We start from the raw sequence: 23,369 nt of genomic DNA on the forward strand, positions 1-23,369 counted from the left end.
GGGAGCAATGACCGGGGCTTGTGCGATGCTCACCTGGTCATCGCAGGCACTGGCGGTCTTCGATCCCTTCGCTATCGAACGCGCATGGTCAGGGATGCGAGAAATGTGACGCGTCCGGCGCGGGCGCGCATCCACTGGCGCCGGGCTAGCGAGAGTTCCCGTTGGACGTAGGGTCGACCGCCGATTTATCCGCCGCCTTGCGCTCGCTATTGATGCTACCGGCGGTTGGCGATTGCCGCGGATGGTTTCTTTCATACTTCTGGTTCTGTTGAACAACGCGCTCCATCGCTCTTGGCCCATCCTCTTGGGCGGCAAACGACACGGCGGGCAAGATCAGGATTGAAGCGGCGATTACCGCCGACACACAGTGTTTCATGATGGTCTCCCGGGCCACTCGGTTCATGCGAGGCGTTGCGCCGGTCCAAGGAAATAACGAGGCGAATACCCTTGCACTTCAGGTCGTATACAGACGAAAGAGTCATGCCGGACATTGAACGGTTTCATCGTCCATTTTTGCGTTTGCGTACAGTCATTAGAACAAGAGTAGACGGAGATACTTAAAAAACCTTGGCGAAAGCAGGCCGAGCCCATTCGTTGTAGTCGCCAGATCGGTTTCGTTTATCCGAGAACCCGCTTCGGTAATCTGAAACCAAAAGAAAACGGCATTGAAAAAAACGTGGGCGCGTGTTTAAGTGCCCGCTGAACGTCGCTTCTCTCGCTCGAACGGAGCGCCGCGCGACGGACCCTGGCCGCCAACGTGAGTTTCAATGAACGCCGTATTCAAGACTTTCCTCGCGCTAATCCGTCTTCCCGGTTATCCCGGCATTTCACTCGCGATGTTCCTGTCCGGCATCGCTTCCTCATTCGCCGTGCCGTACACGTCGCTGTTCGGTGCGACCGAGGCGCATATGACGCCGCTTCGCCTCGGCATCTTCATGACGCTGACCGCGGTGAGCAGCGTGATCGTGAGTACGTATCTCGGACGTATCGCCGATCGCCGGAGCGATAAAAAACGCATCGTGTTGCTGTCCATTGCGGGATCGGCGCTGGGTTATGCGTTGCTGTGCGTCACGCGCAACTATGTGTTGCTGACCATCTTCGGCTGCGTGTTCCTGAGCATCGGCGCGGCGGTGTTCCCGCAGCTTTTTACGTTCGGCAAAGCGAGGCTGCACGCGGAAGGTATCGAACACACTGAATTGCCGATGGCGACCTTGCGCACCACGCTGTCCTGCGCGTGGGTGTTCGGTCCGGCGGTCGGCGCGATCGTGCTGGGCGTGTCCGGGTTCAACGGGCTGTTTTTATCCGCGGCGGGCGCGTTTGCGGTGGCCGGACTGATCGTGTTGTGCATGCGTGAGCCCGAGGCTTACGACACCTACGAAGCCGCCGATAAAACCAGCAGCGAAATCCCGAGCCAAGCGAAAAACGCGCACGTGTACGCGGCGCTGGTGAGTTTTACGCTGATCGGCATGGGCTCGGCGATCGCGACCATCATGCTGCCCGTGCTGATCGTCGATCAGTTGCACGGCACAACTGCACACGTTGCGCAGATGGTCGGCCTCGGCGCATTCGCCGAAATTCCGATGATGCTCCTGCTCGGCGGCGCGGCCCGGCGCATCAACAAGGCGAACATGATCGCGTTCGCGTCGCTGTCCCACATTGTGTATTTCGCCGGGATCGCGCTCGCGCCGAATCTTTGGGTGCTCGTGCCGCTGCAGATCCTCAACGCCGTTGTAGTCGCGGTGACGTCTTGTCTCGGGATGTCGTACTTTCAGGAACTGATGCCCGGCGCCTTGGCCCGCGCGACCACACTGTTTTTCAACACCATGCGCACTGGTTCCGTGCTCGCAGGCGTCGCATCGGGGTTCGTTGCGGCGACGTGGGGTTATCGCGCGGTGTTTGTGTTCTGCGTGCTGCTGGCGTCGACGGCATCGGTCGTGCTGTTCATTTTTAATTATCAGCGCGGCGCGAAGATTTTCTTCGATCCAGCCGCGCAGCCTGGTGTTCCAGGCAGCGCGGTTGCCGTTATCGACGTTACGGAAACCGCGCCATAATCGGGGTTGGTCGCGATCATTTAAACCGGATGACCGTCCGGCGGCGCGTCGGGATGCTGCGGCTCCTCTGGCCGATGCCCCGGCGACGGTGGTGACAACGGGTCAGCTTCAGGATCGCGGTTCGGGTCGGCGAGCGGGTCGGGAATGGGATTGCTCTGCATGTCGTATTTCATGTACTGGATGTTGTCCACGTGCTTCATGACTCGCCTCTGTGTGTTGTGCAGTCGAACGTTTATGTCACGTACTTCAGCATAGGCGTATGCGGGCTGAAAGGCAGGCCCGGCAAGCGCGTCTTTTACGTCATACCCGGCGAGCGTCATGCGGGCCATGGTTCGCGCGTGAGGGCTTGCGTTCCCCCGTTCGATGATAATTAAAAGAATGCCGCGTTCAAGCTCGGCACACGCGCATAAAAAATAAAAGCCACCGACCCGCGAAGGTCGGTGGCTTTTATTTTGGTTTCTACGCGATTTTCATGCGACAGGCGCCGATTAGCTCGATTGCGCCCGGCGGCCGGCGGCCGATCAATGCGCCGCGATCAGGATTCTGCTGCTTCCTGACCTTCGGCCTGCGGTTTGAACGCATCGGCGCGACGACGAATTTCTTCCGCTTCCACGGTCACGAACGTCCGGTTGTCGGCGGCGAGGGCGTTCTGATACGAAATACCTTCCGGCACGCGATGCAGCAGCGCACGCAGTTCGCCCTGGGTGGTCTGTTCGACGGGTTCGTAGTTGTAGAGCCGCAACGTGAGTTCCGCGCGCTCGTGCAGCAAGAACAGGCACGCCGCGAACACCGCGACGCCTACCACTTCCTGAGCCCCGAAACTGAGCTCGTTGGGGATGGACGAGAACGGCAGCACGGCGACGGTGATCACGCCAGCGATAGCCAGCGCGATGGTCGTGTAGAGGAAAAACTGCGCGCGGCCGACGATGCCGTCATGTTCCGCCTTGAGTTGCCCGGCGGATCTCGGGACAAGCGCCGCGTGGCCTTGTTTGTGTTGACGTTGCTGGAGTACTGAAAATGGAAGGGCGGCCATGGAGTCGGTTGCCTCGAAAATCGTCGCCAGGGTTGGCGCTCTCCACGGGTTAACGCCAAGCTTTCAGGAAAGTTGACTCAGGTTACGTGTTGTTTCAGTTGGGTCTCTAAATATTGCAGCCTTTCGCCGAGCCGCTGCGCGGGAGGCCGGTGGGTCGCCATCGCCGCCGTCGACGCCGCCCGATATTTGTTGTTCACATTTTGCCCAAGGCGCCTGCTGACCTTTCAATTCGCTGGGAATGGCCATTGCTGTGGCCTTCGGCAACCGTGTCCGGGCAATCCGGACGCCGAAAATCCGAATGGAGAGAACAACATGCTTGGCATCATCATCCCGGCTCATAACGAAGCGACGCATATAGATGCGTGCGTGACGGCGGCGAAACGCGCGGCGAACCATCATCAATTGCTGGGCGAAGACGTGCGGGTGATCGTTGTCGTCGATCACTGCACCGACAACACCCCGGCCATCGCCGCCGCGCTCGGCGCCGACCTGATCTCCGTAAGCGCACGCAATGTCGGCGTGGCGCGGGCGGAAGGAGCGCGTCACGCGTTGTCGCTTGGCGCACGCTGGCTGGCGTTCACCGATGCGGACAGCGTCGTCGCCGATGACTGGCTGGTCCGGCAGCTTGATTGCTGCACCGATGCGGTGTGCGGCGTGATTGCCGTCCACGACTGGTCGCCGCATCTCGCGGCCGTGCGCGAACATTTCGCGCGCACCTATGCCGATGCCGATGGTCATCGGCACATTCATGGCGCGAACATGGGGGTATCGGCGGAGGCTTATTTGCGGGTGGGCGGGTTTGCGCCGCTCGAGCATAGCGAGGATGTCGCGCTGGTGGAGGCGTTGATCGCCGATGGGGCGTCGATTGCATGGAGCGCTTTGCCGAGGGTGGTCACGAGCGCCCGCACGGATTTTCGCGCGATGAAGGGGTTTGGCGCGACGCTAGTCGATGTGAGCCGAAGGTGCTTTTCAGCACCGGAGACCGATGCCAAGATCGCCGCGTGAAGGCCGGCTGCCGGGGCGCTCGCGCCGGGTCATTGGTGCGGGCAACAAGAGCATCATTTAGTGCAACTGTAAATCCCCTGGCAAATCCACGTCGCGGAGAATATTCGCATCTTCAACGTCGATACGCTCCACTGCCTCCGACATGAACAGCGCCCGCGCACCGGCATCGCCGTCGAGCGCGCTGAGCGCTTCCCGATGCACGGCGCCGAACCCCGCCGGATGCCCTCGCTGCCCGCGATAAAACGGCGCCACGATCGACGCACCTCCATCCAGCGACCGCGCGATGACTTCCATGGTCCCCGACTCGATCCACGGCATGTCGCCAAGCGTCACCAGCCAGCCCTCCGCGTCTTGCGTCGCACGCACCCCTGCGGCGAGCGTCGCGCCCATGCCGCGTTCGGCATCGATGGAAAACATCACGTCGCAGCCCGCTTCGTTCAATACCTCCGCAAGTTTCTCCGACCCCGGCCGTACCACCGCGACCACTCGCGACACCGTCGACAGCAACCGGCGCGCGGACTGAAACACGACCGGGGTGCCGTCGGGAAGCGTAGCGAGAAGTTTGTTGTGAAGTCCGCTCGGGTCGAAGCGGGAACCGTAACCGGCTGCGAGCAGAATGCCGGTCGCGCTCGATGAATAACTCATGGCCGGCTATCCGATAGTAAGAAGCGTCGATTTTGACAAGCCGCAGGGTACGCCGCAAGCACGAAAAAAAACCGCGCGGCAAGCAATATGAATGCAGCCACGCGGTTTTTCGAGCAACAAAACATCAGATTGTTGTTTTCGGCAGCACCTTGTCGAGCGTGATGGGCAGGTCGCGCACCCGCACGCCGGTCGCGTGATACACGGCATTCCCGATCGATCCGGCCACTCCCGTAATGCCGATCTCGCCAATGCCGCGCGCCCCGAGCGAGTTGATATGCGGATCGGGTTTGCCCAGCACGGTGATGTCGAGCACCCCGACATCGGCGTTCACCGGCACGTGATACTCGGCAAGGTTGGCGTTCGTGTAGCGGCCATATCGCGTATCGAGTTCGCTCTTCTCGGTCAGCGCCGAGCCTATGCCCCACACCAGCCCGCCCATCAACTGGCTGTGGGCAGTCTTTTCGTTGAGCAGGCTGCCGACGTCATACACCGCCACGATGCGCGGTACGCGGATCGCTCCCAGGTCGGCATCGACGTGAACCTCCGTGAACACTGCGCCGAACGAGTGAAAAGCGAACTGCTGTTTCTCATCGCCGGGTTGGGTGGACGCGATCGCCTCGATCGGTTTGCCGCCGTTGCGCGCGATAACCGCCGCCGCCGGATCGCGTTTCGATGGATCGGCGCGACTGATGACCCAGCCGTTGTCGACCGTGACATCGTCGATGGAACCCCCGCTTAGCGGCGAGCCCGAATCCGCTATCGCCATGGCGATCAACTTGGCGCGTGCCTGCGATGCCGCTTCGCGCACCGCTGGCGACACGCTTGCCACCGACTGCGAACCGCCCGACACCGGCGCGTGCGGCAACGATGAATCGCCGAGTGCGAAGTCGACCTTCTCCACGGGAAAGCCAAACGCATCGGCGGCGACCTGGGTCATCACCGTATAAGTGCCGGTGCCGAGATCCTGCGTGCCCGATGCGGCCATCGCCGTGCCGTCCGGCAAGATCCGCGCGATCGCCGATGCCGCGCTGCGGTTCGCGGGATACGTCGCCGTCGCCATGCCGAAACCGATCAGCATGTTGCCGTCGCGCATGGAACGCGGCCTGGGATTGCGCCGCGACCAGCCGAATTTCTCCGCGCCGATTCTGTAACACTCGCGTAGCGACTTCTCCGACCACGGCTTCTTTTCCTGCGGTTCCATCTCGGCATAGTTCTTCAGCCGGAATGCGAGCGGGTCCATGTTCAACTGGTAGGCCATTTCGTCCATTGCGGATTCGAGCGCGAACGAGCCGCTCGTTTCGCCGGGTGCGCGCATGAACGTCGGTGTGCCGACATCGAGTTTCACCAGCTTGTGCGTGGTTGCCTGGTTCGGCACGGCGTACAGCATGCGCGTGACGATGGCCGAGCTTTCGTTCCAGTCCTCGAACGTCGAGGTGGTCGAGATCACGTCGTGACGCATGCCGGTCAGCGTGCCGTCGTCGCGTGCCGAGATCTGGATATGCTGATCCGTGAACGGCCGGTTGCCGACCATGCCGAACATCTGCGGGCGTTCCAGCACGAGCCGCACCGGCCGGCCGGTCTGCTTCGCAGCCATCGCGGCGAGTACGACGTGCGACCACGCCGAGCCTTTGCACCCGAAACCGCCGCCGACGAACGGGCAGATCACCCGCACGTTCTCTTCGTTGATGCCGAGGATTTTAGCGACCGCGCCGCGCGCACCGGAGACGCCTTGCGTTGCATCGTAGAGGGTGAGGTTCGGGCCGTCCCAGCGGGCAAGCGTGGCGTGAGGCTCCATTGGATTATGATGTTCATAGGGCGTGGTGTAGACGGCATCGAGGCGAGTGGGGCCTTGTCGAAGACCGGCGGCCACATTGCCGCGCTGCGTGTTGATCGGGCGGCCCATCATTTTTTCCGGCTGGTACGCCGTGCTTTTCGCGCGCTGATAGTCCGTGTTCGACGTCGCGGTTTCGTAACGAATCGATGCCTGGAGTTTGCGGGCGCCATCGGTTGCACGTTCCAGCGTATCGGCGACGACCACCGCCACCGGCTCGTTGCTGTAACGCACTTCATCGTTTTGCAACAGCGACAGTCTGCGCACGGCCGGCGGCGAGGCATCCGGTTTACCGCCGTTCGGGAGGTGCATCGCGGTTTCGTGCGTCATCACGAGCAGCACACCGGGCATGGCTTGTATGCGCGTGGTATCGATGGATGCAACCCTGCCATGCGCGATCGTGCTCGTGACCAGCACGGCATATGCGAGCTTGGCTTCGGGGTTATCGGCGGAATATTTAGCCTGGCCCGTGACTTTAAGAAGACCGTCGGTGCGGTCGAGCGGTTGTCCGAGAACACTCATGCCATACCTCCTGCTGTCGACACCGCGCGCACGATCGCGCGCTGCGCCAGTTCGATCTTGAAACCGTTCTCGCGATAACTCCGCGCGTCGCGAACGGCAAGCGCCGCGGCGCTGCGCAACGTATCGTTCGATAGCGGCTGGCCGTTGAGCGCCTGTTCGGTTGCGCTCGCGCGCCATGGTTTATGCGCGACGCCGCCAAGCGCGATACGCGCCGTCCTCACGGTGTTGCCGTCCATCTCCAATGCGGCGGCGACCGACACGAGCGCGAACGCATAGCTCGCGCGGTCACGCACCTTCAGATAGTGCGAATGCTGGGCGAAGAGCGGCGCCGGCAGATCGACGGACGTGATCAGTTCACCGGCTTGCAGCGTGGTATCGACTTCAGGATGATCCCCCGGTAACCGATGAAACTCCGCGAACGGAATCGTGCGTTCACCTTGAGGGCCGTTCACGTGCACGATGGCATCGAGTGCGGCGAGGGCGACGTTCATATCGGATGGATTCGTCGCAATGCATTGCGTGCTCGCACCCAGGATCGCGTGAATGCGGCTGTTGCCTTCAATCGCGGCGCAGCCGCTGCCGGGCGTGCGTTTGTTGCACTGGGGAAAGCCGGTGTCGTAGAAGTAATAACAGCGCGTGCGTTGCATCAGGTTGCCGCCGACCGTTGCCATGTTGCGCAACTGCGCCGATGCGCCCGCGAGAAACGCCTGCGATAACAGCGGATAACGCTCGCGAATCCATGTGTGATTGGCGGCGTCGCTATTGCGCACGAGCGCCCCGATCCGCAAGCCGCCGTCGGGTAATTCGCTGACCGTGTTCAAGCCGGCGATATGCGTGATGTCGACGAGCTTCATCGGTCGCGCCACACCGCCTTTCATGAGGTCGAGCAGATTCGTTCCGCCGCCGATGAACGCAACACCTGGCTGCTGCGCTGCCTTGATCGCCGCGCCGACATCGGTTGCGCGTTCGTAAGAAATGGCATCCATGCGGCGCTCCTAGGCTTTGACGAGCGCGACGGTTTTAACCGCCGCGACGATGTTCGGATACGCGCCACAGCGACAGATATTGCCGCTCATGCGCTCACGGATTTCATCGTCGGAGAGTTGGGGCGGGCGCAAGCGCACATCGGCGGTCACGGCGCTGGCATCGCCGGCGCGGAATTCATCGATCAGCGCCGTTGCCGAACACAGCTGGCCGGGCGTACAGAAACCGCACTGGAAGGCGTCGTGATCGATGAAAGCTTTTTGTATCGGACTGAGGCTGAGCGTCTGGGTGTTGGCAAGTCCTTCCACGGTCACGATCGATTCGCCTTCATGCATGACGGCGAGCGTCAGGCATGAGTTGATGCGGCGGCCGTTTGCAATCACCGTGCAGGCGCCGCATTGACCTCGATCACAGCCTTTCTTCGTGCCGGTCAGGCTGGCGTATTCGCGCAATGCATCGAGCAGGGTCGTGCGTGCTTCGAGTTGCATTTCGTAAGCATGGCCGTTGATGGTCAGCTTCACGGGCATGAGTGGGGCGGCTGTGCCGGGTGATGACGATGGCGGCGGTGCCGATGTCGTTGCCGGTTGCTGCGCATGAACCAGCGGCGCGGCGGAAACGGTCACCGCTGCCACTGTGGATTGCAGGAACTTGCGTCGGGACGGTTTTATTGCTTCGAATGATTCGGGGTCTGCGTTGCTGTTGCGGGGGACGTTGATGTGGCGCATGGCGATATGAGGCTCCTCGCTCGATCGGGTTAGCGCTGTGTTCGCTGGACGCGTCTGGGGGGTGGCGTGTCGGCTAACGGAGGCGCTGACACCATTCGCTTGGGCGTTGCGGGGCGCAAGGCAATGAGGCGAACGGAGACGAACGGAGTTAGCAAATCCAATGCCATCCATGAATGGAGCGCTCCTAGGGTGTTTGCCGTTCGGAGTTGCAGGTAAGGGCTACATTCATTGGTAATTCGGGGTGCTTGCGGCGGGGTGCTCGCGGCTGGCCTTGTTCACCTTACGCGGTTGAAATTAGCGGTATAAAACCGAAGCCAGAAACGCAAACTGCCACCTCACGGCGGCAGTTTTTAAACTGAAAGCTTAACCCCAAGCTTTGTTTACAAATCGCTCGGGTACGGAGCCTTGAGCCACTTTGTCGAAAGCTTGTTTAACGTGCCATCGTTCTTCGCTTTCAACACAGCCGCATCGACTTCCTTCAGCAAACGCGTTTCGCCCTTGTTCACGGCAACATGATCGGGTGAACTAAAAAGCTGGAATTTCTGTTCGGGTGCGATCGGCGGATTACGCGCGATGATCGTTGCGCCCACGTCGTTACCCACCACCATCAACTGAACCTGTCCGGACAGAAACGCGGAAATAGCGCCGTTGGGGTCATCGAAACGTTTGATCGTCGCGTCCGGCGGTGCGACCTTCGTCACGCTCAGATCTTCCAGCGTGCCGCGTGCAACCGATATCGTTTTGCCCGCCAGGTCCTTCTCGCTCTTCACCGGCAACGCCTTCGGTCCGAATACGGCGAGATAGTACGGCGCGTACGGCCGCGAAAAATCGAGAATTTTCTCGCGCTCCGGCGTCTGGCCCACGCTCAGCAGCACGTCAGCCTTGCCGGTCGCGAGATAAGCCATGCGGTTCTCGCCGGTGATCGGCACAAGGTCGACCTTGACCTTCATCGTCTTGGCCAGATAGTCGGCCATTTCAATGTCATAGCCCTGCGGTTTCATGTCCGGACCGATCGAGCCGAACGGCGGATAGTCCATGAACACGCCAACCCGGATTACACCGTTTTTTTGCACGGTATCGAGGGCGTCCGCGTGGGCGAAAGTAGTCATGGCCGCTAATGGCACGGCGAAAGCGGCGGCCACGAAGAGGCGCCGGGCAAGGCGGGAAAGACGAGTCGTCATGATGGTGGCCTTGAGCAGAAAAGTCGGAGAGCGGGTATTCGATCTCCCGGAGCGCTACGTGACCGTACGCGTGAAAGCACTCTAGGCAGGCCAAAAAGCCGCAACAATCGAAATATCCTCATGCCAGCCATGATCGGTGTGCATGGCTCGCGGGCCGGTTGCAGATTGGCTTTTATCAACACCACCGCGGGTCGCGTGGCCACCTGAATCCGCTACTTGACCAGCGCCAACGCGTCCCTGAACCGAGGATGCCGGCAGCTTCCCAGCCAACCGAAGATCGTGCTTTCGGTTGTAGTAGGGAGCGCGCCTTCGTGCTGTGCTCTCGCGAGCGCAATTGCCTTATTCTCCGGCGCGCGTGAACCGACTGCATCGGCGATCAGTTCCACCGTATAGCCTAGCCTCCGCAATCCGGTCACGGTCAGCAACACGCAGACGTGCGCTTCGCAACCGGCCACGAACAGCACCGTCTCCTTCGACGGCAACGCAGCCACGAAGTCCGGGCACAGCGTTGCGTCGAACGACTCCTTCTCGATCACGCGATGCCGCTCGCCAATCAAGCCATCGACGCTCGGACCAAGTCCACGCGGATTCTGCTCGGTGACGAGCACCGGGATATCGAGCAGATCGGCCGCTTTCACAAGCGCAACACAACGCTTCAGCACGGCCGCGCCGTTATCGATATGCGGCATCAATTTCGCCTGCATATCGATGACGACCAGCACAGGATCAGGCTTCACTTTCCATGATCCGATCGATCAGCCGGGCGTTTTCCCCCGCGGATCCAATGCCTTCGTGTTTCGCCATCGGGATGAAAAAATGCGTTTTCAGGTTCGGCAGGTTTGCACGATCCAGCCATTCCGACAGATGCTGGTTGAGCCTCTGAGCAGGCACATCGAGTTCGCGGCGCAACGCGGGCGGCAACTGTTCAAGATATCGCGCCTCGGTCTGATACGGCTCGGGGGCAACGCACAATGCGTCGGGACGGCCGTCGGAATCGGCGGGCAGCCGTTGCAACGCCTCGCGCAGCAACGCAACGCCCAGACCCTCGCCGCGCCACGGTTTCCTCACTTCCCACATGCTGATATACACCACCCGATACGTGCTGAACACGCTGCACAGGCGCTCAGGCCCGAGCGCTTCGGTTGCTGCCAGCGCAAGGGAAAGCATCTCGCCGGAGTAGGTATCGAGGACATACACGAGGTCCGCGCTGCTCTGGATGGGCGGCACCTTCACGAGTTTCAACTCGACCGCCGCCGCGACGATGTCCGTGCCCGCTTCATGAAACACGGCGAACGCGGTGCCGAGCCGTTCATCGTCGACCTGGGGATATTCATGTCGATACGTCATGGTCAGCAGGAACGGGCCGATCTTTTCCCGATAGGCCAATGGCTTGTCGACGTCGTAATCGCTCGTGCCTTCCAGCCCGTACGGGTCGTAGTCCTGTTTCACCGAAGCAGGCGCCAACGCCCCGGCAGCTGTCAGCGCCACCGCTGGCCGTCGCGACTTAGGCACGAGGTCTTCCGGCAAGCCCTCCCAGCTCAAGCGCAGGAATTCGCGTCCGCCGCGGTAATGCGTTTCGAATAGCGATGCGACCGGCGCAGTTTCGAACGGCGCAAGAATGCGCTCGGCGGATTCGAGCGCGCGATCCATCAATTGATCGGCTTCAGCGGGATCGGGCACATGCCGCGTGCCGTCGTCCGCCGCGCCTCCCGCCGCCGCGTGTTGCTGGCGCGCGAGTTCGAGCCATTCGTCGGCGGCGCGTTCGGCGAGAAATCCGGCCGCAATCTGATAACCGGACAGCACGATCGACTTACCGGTGTCTCCGAGCGGGAACACGTACTCGTCGGTCATGACATCCGCGACGTGCACGTTTTTGTAATCCGTGCGCGGCGACGGCGCGTTCGCGGCGGCGTCGAAACGTTCGTGCGACAGCACGTGGGCCGCGAGATCGGTGGCGCCCGGCGCTGCGTGTGGCCCGGTCGCCGTGGTAACCGCGGTGGCGCCGGTAGGGAGCAGAGCCAGCAGGGATAGGTGCTTCATGAGTGCCATCTCCGTCTCGTGGGGGTGTCATCGTAGCAAAACCACGCTATTTACACTTTTAGAATCGATGCGGCGCGCAGGTTGCTACTACGATTGCTACAAGGCTGTGCTTCGTCCAATCCAATAGATAACAGATACCAGATTATAAGGAGGTCGCGATGAACGGCAGTAATCAGGAGACACACGAGGAAACCCGGGAGGACACCCGTCATGAAGGTGGCTGCGCGTGCGGTGCATGGCGCTTTACGGCGTCGGCGGGGCCGAATCGCGTCGGCCTTTGTCATTGCATGACGTGCCGCAAGGTGCACGGTTCGGCGTTTGGCGCGTACGCGGTCTATCTGGAGGAGCAGGTCACCATGTCGGGCGCGACGAAAGCCTGGCAGAGTTCCGCCGACGCCCGGCGCCACTTCTGCCCGGTATGTGGATCGGTGGCCTATATCGCGTACGTCAACAATGACGAAATCGACCTGCCGATCGGCGCATTCGATGAAACCGGTTTCCTCAAGCCGACCTACGAACTCTGGTGCATCCGCCGTGAGCCGTGGTTGTCCGGCGACGGCCGGCGGGAATATCCGGAAGACCGGTCCTGACGAGCGTGCGGGATCGCGGGATTGCTGCATGGAGATTGCTGCATGAATGCGCCTTTTTTCACCATCGGCCATTCGACCCGTCCGCTGCCGGAATTTACCGGCCTGCTGAGAGAAAGCGAGATCGACGTCCTGGTCGATGTCCGCAGCATTCCGAAATCGCGGACCAATCCGCAATTCAACCTGGACACGTTTCCGGCTTCGCTGAGTGCAGAGGGTTTTGGATATGTGCACATCGCAGCGCTGGGCGGGCGGCGCGGCAAGCGCAACGCGGACGAGCCGTCGCCCAACGCCTACTGGACCCATCCGGCGTTCCGCAATTACGCCGACTACGCGCTGGGTGAACCCTTCCGCGAAGGATTCGATCAACTGCTCGACATCGGCCGCGCGCGGCGCTGCGCGATCATGTGCTCGGAAGCGGTGTGGTGGCGGTGCCATCGGCGGATCCTAGCGGATTATCTGCTCGTGCGCGGCGAGACCGTGCTGCACATCATGGGCCCGCATCAGGTCAGGCCCGCGACGCTCACGCCGCAAGCGCAGCTGCAGGCCGACGGCACCGTGATCTACCCTGGCCCGGACGCAAAGGCGCGGGCGACGCCGAATTGACAGCCTCGTCCAAACCGTTGCATAAGCAGAAAAGCAATCGTTTGCTTGTGCTGGAACTGCGAACGTCGCAGGGTGTCGGATAACAGGCTGATGCAAGCAGAGATCTCCTGGAATCGAGGGAATCGCTTGTAACTCATCTCGACCCCCGAATCCACGCGACACGAATTTTCCCGTACCAGCAAGGAGCCTGAATCCATGAGCAAACTTCCCACCCATCCCACCCATCCCACCCATCCCACCCATCCCACCCATCCCACCCATCCACTACCCGGCAGTGACAAGTCGCAACCCGACGGCGCGCGTTCCCTTGGGGCATGCAATCCGGACGAAAAAATCGAAGTGGTGGTGATGCTTCGGCGGCAAAACGAGGACGCATTCCGCCAGTTGATGGACAAGATCAACGCAGGCGCCGCCGACGCCGTGCCCGTCTCGCGCGAGGAATTTGGCAAGCGCTTCGGGGCATCGGAAGCGGATGTGGCCACGATCGAAGCCTTCGCGAAGGCACACGGATTGAACGTGGTGCGCGCCGACGCCGGCTCGCGCAGCGTGGTGCTGTCCGGCACCATCGCCCAGTTCAGCGCGGCCTTTGGCGTCAAGCTGGAGCGCTTCGAACATCATGCGGTCGGCGAGTATCGCGGGCGCACGGGGCCGGTGAACGTGCCGGAAGACATGAAGGACGCGGTGACGGCCGTGCTGGGTCTCGACAGCCGCCCGCAGGCGCGGCCGCATTTCCGCTTCCGGCCGCCGTTCAAGACGGCGCGCAGCGGGTCGAGCACGTCGTACACGCCGCTCGATCTGGCGCGGCTCTACGACTTTCCCGACGGCGACGGCAGTGGCCAGTGCGTCGGCATTATCGAACTGGGCGGGGGGTATAACGAAAGCGACCTGAGCGCATATTTTTCGCAACTGGGCGTGGCCAGGCCGGAGGTGGTCGCCGTCGGCGTTGATCAGGCTAACAACGCGCCTACCGGCAACCCGAACGGGCCGGACGGCGAGGTGACGCTGGATATCGAGATTGTCGGTGCGATCGTGCCGGGCGCGCGCATCGCCGTATATTTCACGACGAACAGCGACGCGGGTTTTATCGACGCTGTGAATCGCGCGATCCACGACGATACCAACAAACCGTCGGTCATCTCGATCAGTTGGGGCGGCCCGGAAACCAACTGGACGTCGCAGTCGCAAACTGCGTTCAACGAAGTGCTGCAATCCGCCGCGGCACTGGGCGTGACCGTGTGCGCGGCCTCCGGCGACAGCGGGTCCAACGACGGCGCCGCGGACGGCCTCGACCATGTGGACTTTCCGGCCTCGAGCCCTTATGTGCTGGCGTGCGGTGGGACCCAACTGAGGGCAACGGCCAAGGGGATCGGCAGCGAAGTGGTGTGGAACGACGGCGACCAGGGCGGTGCGGGCGGTGGCGGAGTGAGCGCTGCGTTTGCGCTGCCCGTGTGGCAGGAGGGTTTGAGCGTGACGCGTGTCAGTGGAGCGAAGTCGGCGCTGACCAAACGCGGCGTGCCCGATGTCGCCGGAGACGCCTCGCCGCTCACCGGCTACGATGTAATCATCGGCGGGACGCAGACCGTAGTGGGCGGCACGAGCGCGGTCGCGCCGCTATGGGCAGGGCTCATCGCCCGGATCAACGCGGCGGCGGGCAAGCCGGCGGGTTTCCTCAACCCGAAGCTGTACGGGGCGAAGACCGCGGGCCACGACATCACGCAGGGAAACAACGGCAGCTTCGAGGCGACGGTTGGCTGGGATGCCTGCACCGGACTGGGTAGTCCGGACGGCGCGCAAGTGGCGGCTGCGCTGAAGTAGTGGTTTTAGTTGAGTAGTTGAGTTTTGATAGTGCATTGACGATGGGCCAGGCGAGAACTCCAACAACACCGGCAAGGAAGCAATCATGACGAACTCCAGTTCAGCGGCAAAAACTTCGACCACGCGGGATCAGCCTTACTTCGATCCCACCCCGTATGGCAACGGTCCCGACGATTCCATCGACGCCACCCTGACCGACGAAAGTGCAGCCATCACGCATCACTCGGCGGTCATTGGCGGCAAGAAGATCGACTACACGGCGACCGCCGGCCATCTGGTGATCGTCGATCCCAGCAGTTCCAAGCCCGAGGCAAAGCTGTTCTACGTTGCGTTCACGCAGGACAACCAGACGGAAGAATCGCGTCCGGTCACGTTTTTTTATAACGGCGGGCCGGGGTCGTCAGCGGTATTCGTGTTGCTTGGGTCCTACGCGCCGAAACGCATCAAGACCGCGACACCCGACTTCACGCCACCCGCGCCGTACCAGATGGAGGACAACCCGGACAGCCTGCTGGACAAGAGCGATCTCGTGTTCATCAACCCGGTCGGCACGGGTTATTCGGCAGCCATTGCGCCGAACAAGAACCGCGATTTCTGGGGTGTCGACCAGGACGCGAATTCCATCAAGCAATTCATCAAGCGCTTCCTGACGAAAAACAACCGCTGGAATTCGCCGAAATTCCTGTACGGCGAGTCGTACGGCACCGCGCGCAGTTGCGTGCTTGCGTACCTCTTGCATGAGGACGGCGTGGACCTGAACGGCGTCACGCTGCAGTCGTCGATTCTCGATTACACCCAGGCCGGCAATCCGGTGGGGGCATTGCCGACCGCTGCCGCCGATGCGTGGTTTCATCGAAAGCTAGGTGTGCATCCGCGCCCTACGGATCTGCTGGCTTTCTCCGAAGAAGTGGCGCAGTTTGCGCGCACGGATTACATCGCGGCGCTGCGTAAATTCCCGCAGACCGACAACGACACCGTGGAGAAGCTTTCCGAATACACGGGCATCGACAAAGCCACGCTGATTGCGTGGAGCCTGGACATTGCCTCCTACGACAGCCGCGGCAACTCGCTGTTTCTCACCACGCTGCTGAAGTCGAAAGGTGTGGCGCTAGGTTCGTATGACGGTCGCGTGACAGCCATTTCAACGGGCATCGCGGGCAAGATCGATCCGAATTCCGGGGGCAACGATCCCACCATGACGGCCGTGACCGGCGTGTACACCGCCATGTGGAACGAGTACCTGAACGAGCAGTTGAAGTTCACGTCCACGTCGTCGTTCACGGATCTCAACGACCAGGCATTTCTCAATTGGGACTTTCATCATAAGGACCCGACAGGCGCTGAAAAGGGCATGGACGACAAGGGCAACATCATTCTCTACACGGCCGGCGACCTGGCTGCGGTGATGGCGCTCAACATCGACCTGAAGGTGTTGTCGGCGAATGGTTACTACGACTTCGTGACGCCGTTCTACCAGACCGTGCTGGACCTCCAGCAAATGCCGCTCATCGATAAAACCGTGCGCGAGAATTTATCGGCGAAGTTCTATCCGTCGGGCCACATGATCTATCTTGACGGCGGCTCGCGCACGCAATTGAAGGCGGACCTCGCGACGATGTACACCGCCGCCACGACCAATCACGAAGCCATGGGGCGCATACGCGCGCTGCAGCAACGCAAGAAAGCCTAGCAGTTGTTTTAGGGGTATCGGGGGAATGCAAGTTGCGATCGGAACACGAACGCATGTTGAACGCGCATCGGGACCGCTGCGCGACTCCACGGAGGATGACATGGTCAAGACAGCATTGTGGGTCCGGCTGGAGGCAAAAGCCGGCAAGGAGAAAGAGGTCGAGGCGTTTCTATTAGGCGGCCTGGAGCTGGTCGAACAAGAGCCTGCCACGACTGCATGGTTCGCGCTGCAACTGAACTCGACCACGTTCGGAATCTTCGATGCCTTCCCCGACCAAGCCGGTCGCGACGCGCATCTTTCCGGCAAGGTTGCCGAGGCGCTGATGGCGAAGGCGGGCGAGCTGTTCGCTTCGCCGCCGCAAATCGTGAAGGTCGATGTACTGGCGGCGAAGCTGCCGGGCTAAGTTCGCATTCGACTTGCTGCGGCGTTGAACATCACGCCGCAGCCCGGTTCAACTCAGATTCAATGATGCTCGGGGAAATCCGCGCGGGGTTTTGGCGTGGCGGGCATCTTCGCGTATTCGAACTCCGGCAGGGCCTTGATTGCTGCTTTCGTCGCACCAGCCAGCACGATCTTGCCGTCGACTATATCCAGTTGTTCGATCGGAATGGCGACGTCGTGATGCGAGACGCCGGCGAACTGGCTGGCCGCGACGATTGCAAACGACACCGACTTGTCCGGTGCCACGATGATGTCGTGAATCACGCCGACTTTTGCGCCGTTCTCATTGACGACCGGCTTGTTCAGGATGGACTTCTTGATACTCCAGCCACTCAGAATGGCCGTGGATTCCTCCACGCTGATGCCAAGCGGCTGGGCGCCGGCAACTTGTGCTTGCGAAGGAAGGGCGACTTGAGCGAGCGCCGCTGCAAGCAGCATGGCGATGAGTTTCGTCTTCATATGTGTCCTCTTGCGCGAGTGAATAAAACAGACAAACGGAACGCGCATGCGTGACTGCGAGTTGAGAGAGCCTGAGACACGCTTGCATCGACCGCTGGAAAAACCATCGGCTACCTGGTCATGGGTGGAGCGCTACACGACTACGCGAAACGGACGGCTTGATGCAAGTGACACAAAACATATCGGGGGAAAGCGAAAAAGCATGGGTGCGCCGAAAACGAACCCCGGCGCTTGATCGGTCAGGTTGAATGCCACCGTGTTCGGATGGCTCGCTTGAGTGATGTGTCATGTTCTGGCAAGCCGATCGATAGCGGAACCAAACCTTACCGAATGGTAGCGGTGATTTCATTTTCTGTCAGACAAGGTCCCGAGTGCGGGCCAAGTGCGCACTAAGCCAATGAATTTGTGAAGTGGTGGTTTGCTGCTTGCGCCTCTTGCGCAGTTGAATGCAAAAAGGGCCGCTGCCTGGCGACCCTTATCTCTTGGCTGAATTTAACTAAAGCGTTAATTTTTGACGCGATGTAAGCGACGTCGGCTTATGTCGAGAGCTTACTGCCCAAAGTACACCGGACGCGCTCCGTCCGGTTGCGCTACCGGAGCACGCGCGCCCGTCGCATAGGAGCCATTTGCCGGCGAGCCATAAGACGTCGTGGCGATCCCCCGAGTCGCTTCTACACGCTGCTCGGCGGCTTGGGCTTGCGCGGGGTAGGTTGTGTGATCGCCCTCGACGTTATAGCCGGCTTGTTCCATCTGAATCAGATCGGCCTTGACTGCCGGGCGGCTTACCGTGCCTTCGTCCTGCGCGTAAGCGAAGGCCGGCGCACCCAATGCGGAAGCCAGCACGATTGCGGGAACCAGTGACTTGAACATGATGGAATCTCCTCTGGGTTTTTTATGCGTGTCGAGTTTTCTCCGGGACCGGATGAGGTCATGCCGGACAATCTCAGCAGTGAAGTGTAGGTAAGTAAGGGTTGTTGCATTAGCCGTGAATCAGTCGAAATACTATTGTGTGTTCCGCAATAATCGATGCACTGGGTCGGTGAGGCTAACTGTCGGGCTAACTTTCTAGTCAGTCGCCGGTGGTGTCATTAACTTGAAATGATCGCGCGCATCGTTCTTCTCGCGCGTGGTCCGAGTGACTGTGTCATTTACGCGGATCGATCGTTTCAAGTTATTCAATTGGCGTCGCCACGCGTATTTGCGACACTGGCGCTCCATCAAAAAAGGCGTGCTTAGCGTCGTCCGCCAGGCAATCATCCAATGACTTCGCTAAGGACACACGTCGCGATACAAAGCGCCAGAGCTTTGCGTCGGGCACTATTGTTCGGCTGCCTGTTCGCGCTTTCCATTGCAGTCAATGCATCCACGCCCAAGCCTTTTATCGTCGGCGCGGTGCCGGGCGCGTTGCCGCCCATGGAAATGAAGGATCCGGATGAATCCGGCATGGTCGTGCGTGGCGTCTCGGTCGATTTTGCGCAAGGTGTTGCCGGCGCGTTGCAACGGCCGCTCGAATGGCGGACCTTTGCTGATCGTGCCGCCATGATCGACGCCCTGCGTCGCCATCAAATCGATGCGGCGACCAGTGCGACCGGCAACGACGCCGGACCCGCGCTGCGCTATAGCCGTGCCTATGTTGCGACCAAACAAGTCTTCGTCGAACGGCGCGTGGCGGGGCAGCGCACAGGACGTGTGGCTTATGTCGAGCAACAGACGTCAGTGCAGCGGCTGCACGATGCCTATCCGGCACTGCGTCCCGTTGGTTATCGCGACACGCTGAGCGCGTTGCTGGCTGTGTCGCTGGGAGATGCGGACGCGTTTGTCGGAGATCTGGTCACGGCGGGTCACACGGTCGATCATCTGGGCCTGGCGAACCTCGCCATCTCGGGCTTTGCGCCATTCGATGAAGCCGGCTACAGCTTTGCGTTCGCCGCCGACACCACTGGCGATACTCAGCGGCAATGCGTGGATGCAGCGCTCGCCGGGTTGCCGCCGCGTTTTCTGCGCGAAGTGCGTGTGCGATGGGCCGCCGCCGCCGCGGTGACGTTCATACGGCCGCTCACGCTAAGCGATGCGGAGCGAGCATGGATCGCGGCGCATCCGGTGGTCGACTACTCCATGTATGCAGACGCCGCGCCCATGACGTTCCGCGATTCAAGTGGAAAGCCTGCTGGTCTTGCAATCGATGTGCCTGCCGCTATCGGCGCATTGACGGGCCCTAGCTTCGAAGGCCGCCTGCGTGGTTCGATAGAACGCGTGACTGACGACGTTCGCGACGGTCACTCGACCATGATCGCCTATGGACTCAGCGCGGGGCAGATCCCGCCGGACTTCGCGCCGAGCAAACCATACGGCGAAGGCGTGCTTGTGATCCTGACGCGGACGGGTGCCGAGCCCCTTCGCGATGCGCGTGCGCTTGCGGGCAAACGCGTTGCGCTGTGGCGCAATCACGCGCTCATGAGCATGTTGCGTGAGCGCATGCCCTCGGTGCACATCGTCGAGACGTCGCCGATCAATGGACAGTTCGATGCCGTGGTAAACGGCGAAGCGGATGCCACCATCATCGACATGACCTTCGCCAACTATGCGGTCGGCAATCCGTATCGAAACAAGCTCGTCATCACGGGCGCGTTCTCGGATCAACCGGTGCAGCACGGCTTTATCATCGCGCGCAACCAGCCCATGCTGCTCGCGATCATGAACCACGCGATCGAACATATACAGCCGACGGAACTCGATGCCATCCGACGCCGCTGGGTGTTGGTCGAACACCCGGAAAGCCAGTGGGAACGGCGGCGTCCGCAAGTCATCTTTGGCGCATTGCTGGGTGCGGCCCTGCTGGCGCTGATGATCGGCTGGGCGGTGTCGTTAAAAGCGCAGATCGCACGCCGGCGCGCGGCCGAACACGCGATGCGCGCAGCGAAGGAAGAAGCCGAAACCGCGAACCGCGCGGAGTCGGTATTTCTCGCCGCCATGAGCCACGAAATCCGTACGCCGATGAACGCCGTGCTCGGGCTTCTCGAACTCGAATTACGCAGTCCGGGCGACCGTGCATCGACCGAGCGGGCGCTGGGCACCGCGCATCAGGCAGCACGCGACCTGCTTGGCATGATCGACGATATCCTCGACATGGCTAAGATCGAAGCGGGGCGGCTCGTGTTGACGCCCGCGCCGCTGGAACTTGGCGCATGGGTGAAAAGCGTGGCGGCGATTTACGAACCGGCTGCACGCGGCAAGGGCGTCGCGCTTGCGGTGCGCGCGGCTGGTGGGCGTGAACATGAACACGTATGGGTGATGGCCGACGCGTTGCGGTTAAGACAGGTGCTAGGCAATCTGTTGTCGAATGCGATCAAGTTCACGGACACGGGACAAGTAACGTTGGAGTATGTGGCCGGGGCGGTGGAGGAGGGTGACGCGCATGGCGCCGCGGGTGAGGATCGACATCGGGAACCGGACTTTCACGCACGTCCCCGAAGTCGCGAGCTGCTGCTGGCAGTCTCCGATACCGGCATCGGCATTGCAGAGGATCAGCAGGCCTTGTTGTTCGCGCCGTTCGTGCAGGCGCCTCAGGAGCGGCCAGGCCGCTTCGGCGGCACCAGTCTCGGCCTGAGCATCTGCCGGCGCCTGATGACGATGATGGGCGGCACGATAGAGTTGGCGAGCCAGCCCGGGCAGGGTAGCCGCTTCACCATGCGGGTGCGTTTGCCGGTTGCCCGGCTGCCACTCGAAGCGGTTGCGCCCATGCCGGTCCACGAGCTCGATACTGATGACCTGCTGGGCTTGCATGTACTCGTTGTCGATGATCATCCGGCCAATTGCATTCTGCTTACAAGCCAGTTGAATACGCTGCGCTGGGTGATCGAAACCGCGAACGACGGCGAGGCTGCGTTCGCGTGCTGGGATCGGGCGCGGCAAGAGGGCGCTCCGTTCGACCTGATCCTGACCGATTGCTCGATGCCCACAATGAGCGGAGAGAACCTTGCCCGTGCAGTTCGTGCGCGGGAACTGACGCAGATGCAGACGCAGACGCGTGCGGATGTCGATATGAAGCCGACGCTCCTCGTAGACGTGACGGCGAACGCGCAGCCCGAGGCGGTCACGGAAGCGATCGTTGCGGGGATGACGCTGTGCCTGGTCAAGCCGCTCGGGCTGGATATGTTGCGGCACGCGCTGATGCTTGCCGTGCGGGACGCGCGGGCGTCGAAAGTATCGACGAAGGTATCGACGAGGGTATCGACAGCGCCGATGATCGTCGCTGCAAGCGATCTCTCGCTCGCTGTAAACGGCGCCTCGCGCTTCGAGCGCGCGTCGGACGCTCCGTTCATGCACGTTTCGACCGCGGCGATCGGCGCCGAGAGGCGCTCCGTACAGACCCATGCCTATGGTCCCACGCACAACTTCCCTTCGAATATTGTCGCTCGCCGCGCCGTTTTGCCTGCGCGCAGCGCGCCGGACTTGTATCCGGGGCATCTGAACGGCTCGGACTACGACTACTGCGTAACTGCGCCGGAGTCCGTCGATTGCCCGGTCGCCGAGCTGGACGAGTTCAACTGCGCCGCTGTGAAATCAACCCTGCGTCACCCGCAGCCCCATGCTTCAACGCGGACCAGATCAACGGCTTCGGCGATCAGGCGGCTGCGCTGGTCGACGCGTTGAAATCGGCAAACCGGCAAGACCTCGATGAAGCGCGACAGGCGTTTGCAACGGGGGATTTCCGTCGTTTGCTTGCGCTTGTGCATCGCATGAAGGGGGCGGCGTTCGTGATTGGCGCAACCTCTTTCTCCGATGCCTGCCTGAGCCTGCAACACGCGTGCACGATGTTGCCCGGACAAGGCTACGACGCCTCGGCGATCCGCACCGCCTACGCTCATTTCCACGACGAAGCGACCGCACTCGATACAGCGCTGGAGCAGCGCTCGACCTGAGTGCGTCATGCGCGCTTCGGATCGAACGATGTGTAGTCGATATCGATCCAGACCGGCCATCCGGGCTTTATGATTAATGCCAGTGATTAATGTCCGATTCGGTTCTCTGGAGCTGCATGTGTTTTAATTAGCCCCTCCTCTCGCTCCGACACTTGGCCGTTGTGTTTCTGGCGCGGCCCGATCGCCGAATGAATAGAAGGCTTCTTCCGTATCACAGTCACCGCCGCCGCTTTCACCGGCGTGTTGCCGCCGCGTGGTTGCTGTTTGCGCTTGCGGCGGGCAGTGCGCCGGTTGACGCACAAAAAACCGAGCTGCTTGACCCGCGTGTGACTCAGTCGACTATTGTGGACACGATTTGCCGGCCTGGTTATGCCGACGATGTCCTGCCGCCCTTCGAGACCCTGCAGCGCCAAAAGGAGCAACTGCTGAAGCAGCGCCGTGTGAGCCCGGGAGACGCTTCGGATTACGCGCTGGATCACCGGATGCCGATCCTGCTCGGGGGTTCTCCGACGGCTGCGGCGAATCTGGACATTCGCCGCTGGGATGGGCGTGCGGGGCAGCGCCGCAAGGAGCGGCTGGCGGTGTTTCTGAAGCGCTGCGTGTGTACCGGCGATATGCCGTTGGCCGCGGCGCAGGCGGCGATGGCGGGGGATTGGCCGAATCGGTTTCGGAATCTTTCCAGTCCTACATGTAATGGATCATGAGGTGGGGTTCGTTCGTACTTGATCGGGGGGCGGTGGTCGGGGGTGGTGCCGGGGTGGTGCTTTCGGCCTTAGCGGTCTGCGTGAGTTAGCTGTATTTTTTATCACTATTAGCCACTGTGCGTGGCGGC

General features: G+C 61.4%; 21 protein-coding genes. 10 read left to right on the plus strand and 11 right to left on the minus strand.

The window, feature by feature from the left end:
• Positions 1-767: 767 nt before the first annotated feature.
• Positions 768-2,051 (plus strand): sugar efflux transporter, encoded by a 1,284-nt coding sequence (locus M0D69_RS07055; protein ID WP_301781334.1) that lies wholly within the window; start codon positions 768-770, stop codon positions 2,049-2,051.
• 20 nt (positions 2,052-2,071) lie between these two features.
• On the opposite strand, the gene M0D69_RS07060 is transcribed toward M0D69_RS07055, so the two are convergent.
• Positions 2,072-2,251, minus strand: coding sequence for a hypothetical protein (locus M0D69_RS07060; RefSeq protein ID WP_301781367.1), 180 nt, complete (start codon positions 2,249-2,251; stop codon positions 2,072-2,074).
• A 335-nt stretch (positions 2,252-2,586) separates the two neighbouring features.
• On the minus strand, positions 2,587-3,084 hold the full coding sequence (locus tag M0D69_RS07065; protein WP_301781335.1) for a hypothetical protein: 498 nt from the start codon (positions 3,082-3,084) through the stop codon (positions 2,587-2,589).
• 312 nt (positions 3,085-3,396) lie between these two features.
• On the opposite strand from M0D69_RS07065, the gene M0D69_RS07070 reads away from it, so the two are divergent.
• Entirely contained in the window at positions 3,397-4,089 is a 693-nt protein-coding gene (locus tag M0D69_RS07070) for a glycosyltransferase family 2 protein (protein WP_301781336.1), read from the plus strand.
• A 57-nt stretch (positions 4,090-4,146) separates the two neighbouring features.
• Here M0D69_RS07070 and M0D69_RS07075 read toward each other — a convergent pair whose 3' ends face one another.
• From M0D69_RS07075 to M0D69_RS07105, 7 genes are all read right to left on the minus strand, one after another.
• A complete protein-coding gene (locus M0D69_RS07075; RefSeq protein ID WP_301781337.1) occupies positions 4,147-4,734 on the minus strand; it encodes a nucleotidyltransferase family protein in 588 nt (195 codons plus the stop codon).
• 124 nt (positions 4,735-4,858) lie between these two features.
• Entirely contained in the window at positions 4,859-7,087 is a 2,229-nt protein-coding gene (locus M0D69_RS07080) for a xanthine dehydrogenase family protein molybdopterin-binding subunit (RefSeq protein WP_301781338.1), read from the minus strand.
• The gene (locus tag M0D69_RS07085) at positions 7,084-8,073 is read right to left on the minus strand and encodes a xanthine dehydrogenase family protein subunit M (RefSeq protein WP_301781339.1); all 990 of its coding nucleotides are present in this window, start codon (positions 8,071-8,073) and stop codon (positions 7,084-7,086) included. Before M0D69_RS07085 ends, M0D69_RS07080 begins: the two co-directional genes overlap by 4 nt.
• Before the next feature lie 9 nt (positions 8,074-8,082).
• Complete coding sequence (locus M0D69_RS07090; RefSeq protein WP_301781340.1) at positions 8,083-8,796, minus strand: 2Fe-2S iron-sulfur cluster-binding protein; 714 nt, start codon at positions 8,794-8,796, stop codon at positions 8,083-8,085.
• A 380-nt stretch (positions 8,797-9,176) separates the two neighbouring features.
• A complete protein-coding gene (locus M0D69_RS07095; protein WP_301781341.1) occupies positions 9,177-9,977 on the minus strand; it encodes a transporter substrate-binding domain-containing protein in 801 nt (266 codons plus the stop codon).
• A 212-nt stretch (positions 9,978-10,189) separates the two neighbouring features.
• A complete protein-coding gene (locus M0D69_RS07100; RefSeq protein ID WP_301781342.1) occupies positions 10,190-10,714 on the minus strand; it encodes an isochorismatase family protein in 525 nt (174 codons plus the stop codon).
• On the minus strand, positions 10,704-12,017 hold the full coding sequence (locus M0D69_RS07105; RefSeq protein WP_301781343.1) for an inositol monophosphatase: 1,314 nt from the start codon (positions 12,015-12,017) through the stop codon (positions 10,704-10,706). The genes M0D69_RS07100 and M0D69_RS07105 overlap by 11 nt, the downstream gene beginning before the upstream one ends.
• 158 nt (positions 12,018-12,175) lie before the next feature.
• On the opposite strand from M0D69_RS07105, the gene M0D69_RS07110 reads away from it, so the two are divergent.
• The 5 genes from M0D69_RS07110 to M0D69_RS07130 all read left to right on the plus strand — a co-directional run bounded on the left by M0D69_RS07110 (position 12,176) and on the right by M0D69_RS07130 (position 17,118).
• Positions 12,176-12,607, plus strand: coding sequence for a GFA family protein (locus tag M0D69_RS07110; RefSeq protein WP_301781344.1), 432 nt, complete (start codon positions 12,176-12,178; stop codon positions 12,605-12,607).
• 42 nt (positions 12,608-12,649) lie between these two features.
• On the plus strand, positions 12,650-13,210 hold the full coding sequence (locus tag M0D69_RS07115; RefSeq protein ID WP_301781345.1) for a DUF488 family protein: 561 nt from the start codon (positions 12,650-12,652) through the stop codon (positions 13,208-13,210).
• A gap of 195 nt (positions 13,211-13,405) precedes the next feature.
• Positions 13,406-15,025 (plus strand): protease pro-enzyme activation domain-containing protein, encoded by a 1,620-nt coding sequence (locus M0D69_RS07120; protein WP_301781346.1) that lies wholly within the window; start codon positions 13,406-13,408, stop codon positions 15,023-15,025.
• Positions 15,026-15,110: 85 nt separating this feature from the next.
• Positions 15,111-16,715 (plus strand): S10 family peptidase, encoded by a 1,605-nt coding sequence (locus M0D69_RS07125; protein WP_301781347.1) that lies wholly within the window; start codon positions 15,111-15,113, stop codon positions 16,713-16,715.
• Between the two features lie 100 nt (positions 16,716-16,815).
• A complete protein-coding gene (locus M0D69_RS07130) occupies positions 16,816-17,118 on the plus strand; it encodes a putative quinol monooxygenase (protein WP_301781348.1) in 303 nt (100 codons plus the stop codon).
• Between the two features lie 59 nt (positions 17,119-17,177).
• Here M0D69_RS07130 and M0D69_RS07135 read toward each other — a convergent pair whose 3' ends face one another.
• Together M0D69_RS07135 and M0D69_RS07140 are read right to left on the minus strand one after the other, a co-directional pair.
• Positions 17,178-17,615 (minus strand): PRC-barrel domain-containing protein, encoded by a 438-nt coding sequence (locus M0D69_RS07135; protein ID WP_301781349.1) that lies wholly within the window; start codon positions 17,613-17,615, stop codon positions 17,178-17,180.
• 549 nt (positions 17,616-18,164) lie between these two features.
• Positions 18,165-18,485, minus strand: a complete 321-nt coding sequence (locus M0D69_RS07140; protein ID WP_301781350.1) for a DUF4148 domain-containing protein — start codon at positions 18,483-18,485, stop codon at positions 18,165-18,167.
• 390 nt (positions 18,486-18,875) lie between these two features.
• On the opposite strand from M0D69_RS07140, the gene M0D69_RS07145 reads away from it, so the two are divergent.
• The 3 genes from M0D69_RS07145 (at position 18,876) to M0D69_RS07155 (ending at position 23,241) form a co-directional block, all read left to right on the plus strand.
• Positions 18,876-22,268 carry a transporter substrate-binding domain-containing protein gene (locus tag M0D69_RS07145; RefSeq protein ID WP_301781351.1) on the plus strand — a complete coding sequence of 1,131 codons (3,393 nt, stop codon included), beginning with the start codon at positions 18,876-18,878 and terminating at the stop codon, positions 22,266-22,268.
• On the plus strand, positions 22,265-22,537 hold the full coding sequence (locus M0D69_RS07150) for an Hpt domain-containing protein (RefSeq protein ID WP_301781352.1): 273 nt from the start codon (positions 22,265-22,267) through the stop codon (positions 22,535-22,537). Before M0D69_RS07145 ends, M0D69_RS07150 begins: the two co-directional genes overlap by 4 nt.
• A gap of 188 nt (positions 22,538-22,725) precedes the next feature.
• Positions 22,726-23,241 carry a hypothetical protein gene (locus M0D69_RS07155; RefSeq protein WP_301781353.1) on the plus strand — a complete coding sequence of 172 codons (516 nt, stop codon included), beginning with the start codon at positions 22,726-22,728 and terminating at the stop codon, positions 23,239-23,241.
• Positions 23,242-23,369: the final 128 nt, after the last annotated feature.

Origin of the sequence: Caballeronia sp. SEWSISQ10-4 2, from assembly GCF_030464885.1 — a bacterium.
Lineage (GTDB): Bacteria > Pseudomonadota > Gammaproteobacteria > Burkholderiales > Burkholderiaceae > Caballeronia.

Bases quoted from the DNA above. Each gene is read 5' to 3' on its own strand.
- M0D69_RS07080 (WP_301781338.1), bottom strand. From the start codon at position 7,087: ATGAGTGTTCTCGGACAACCGCTCGACCGCACCGACGGTCTTCTTAAA.
- M0D69_RS07075 (WP_301781337.1), bottom strand. From the start codon at position 4,734: ATGAGTTATTCATCGAGCGCGACCGGCATTCTGCTCGCAGCCGGTTAC.
- M0D69_RS07140 (WP_301781350.1), bottom strand. From the start codon at position 18,485: ATGTTCAAGTCACTGGTTCCCGCAATCGTGCTGGCTTCCGCATTGGGT.
- M0D69_RS07145 (WP_301781351.1), top strand. From the start codon at position 18,876: ATGACTTCGCTAAGGACACACGTCGCGATACAAAGCGCCAGAGCTTTG.
- M0D69_RS07135 (WP_301781349.1), bottom strand. From the start codon at position 17,615: ATGAAGACGAAACTCATCGCCATGCTGCTTGCAGCGGCGCTCGCTCAA.
- M0D69_RS07090 (WP_301781340.1), bottom strand. From the start codon at position 8,796: ATGCGCCACATCAACGTCCCCCGCAACAGCAACGCAGACCCCGAATCA.
- M0D69_RS07130 (WP_301781348.1), top strand. From the start codon at position 16,816: ATGGTCAAGACAGCATTGTGGGTCCGGCTGGAGGCAAAAGCCGGCAAG.
- M0D69_RS07120 (WP_301781346.1), top strand. From the start codon at position 13,406: ATGAGCAAACTTCCCACCCATCCCACCCATCCCACCCATCCCACCCAT.
- M0D69_RS07055 (WP_301781334.1), top strand. From the start codon at position 768: ATGAACGCCGTATTCAAGACTTTCCTCGCGCTAATCCGTCTTCCCGGT.
- M0D69_RS07060 (WP_301781367.1), bottom strand. From the start codon at position 2,251: ATGAAGCACGTGGACAACATCCAGTACATGAAATACGACATGCAGAGC.
- M0D69_RS07155 (WP_301781353.1), top strand. From the start codon at position 22,726: ATGAATAGAAGGCTTCTTCCGTATCACAGTCACCGCCGCCGCTTTCAC.
- M0D69_RS07065 (WP_301781335.1), bottom strand. From the start codon at position 3,084: ATGGCCGCCCTTCCATTTTCAGTACTCCAGCAACGTCAACACAAACAA.
- M0D69_RS07095 (WP_301781341.1), bottom strand. From the start codon at position 9,977: ATGACGACTCGTCTTTCCCGCCTTGCCCGGCGCCTCTTCGTGGCCGCC.
- M0D69_RS07125 (WP_301781347.1), top strand. From the start codon at position 15,111: ATGACGAACTCCAGTTCAGCGGCAAAAACTTCGACCACGCGGGATCAG.
- M0D69_RS07110 (WP_301781344.1), top strand. From the start codon at position 12,176: ATGAACGGCAGTAATCAGGAGACACACGAGGAAACCCGGGAGGACACC.
- M0D69_RS07105 (WP_301781343.1), bottom strand. From the start codon at position 12,017: ATGAAGCACCTATCCCTGCTGGCTCTGCTCCCTACCGGCGCCACCGCG.
- M0D69_RS07085 (WP_301781339.1), bottom strand. From the start codon at position 8,073: ATGGATGCCATTTCTTACGAACGCGCAACCGATGTCGGCGCGGCGATC.
- M0D69_RS07115 (WP_301781345.1), top strand. From the start codon at position 12,650: ATGAATGCGCCTTTTTTCACCATCGGCCATTCGACCCGTCCGCTGCCG.
- M0D69_RS07070 (WP_301781336.1), top strand. From the start codon at position 3,397: ATGCTTGGCATCATCATCCCGGCTCATAACGAAGCGACGCATATAGAT.